Source organism: Stenotrophomonas sp. SrG, assembly GCF_050031795.1.
GTDB classification, from domain to species: domain Bacteria; phylum Pseudomonadota; class Gammaproteobacteria; order Xanthomonadales; family Xanthomonadaceae; genus Stenotrophomonas; species Stenotrophomonas rhizophila_A.
Genome location: NZ_JBNBBE010001839.1, coordinates 1 through 229, shown reverse-complemented (window position 1 = coordinate 229; position 229 = coordinate 1). Strand labels below are relative to the sequence as shown.

The 229-nt window shown below is 62.4% G+C and carries 1 pseudogene; it reads left to right on the top strand.

The window, feature by feature from the left end:
* Positions 1 to 229, top strand: a pseudogene (locus tag ACQG3P_RS25565) (type IV secretion system protein); the annotation flags it as partial.

Below are 229 nucleotides of genomic sequence, written 5' to 3'. Positions count from 1 at the left end.
CTCATCCTCACGACACTGAGTCTGACTGCGCCCCCAATGGCCGCGATGTTCTTCCAGGGTACGTTGGGGAGCTTCATGGCATATGCCCAGATAGGTGGCTCGGCAGCCGCCGGCCCGCAAGGCCAGCCGCCGGGGTCGTACACTCCAGCGCAGACCACGAATGACGATGCAGGATCAGTAGGCCAGGTGGTACAGCCAACCGTGAGGAGCACTTCTGAGGCCGGAAGTA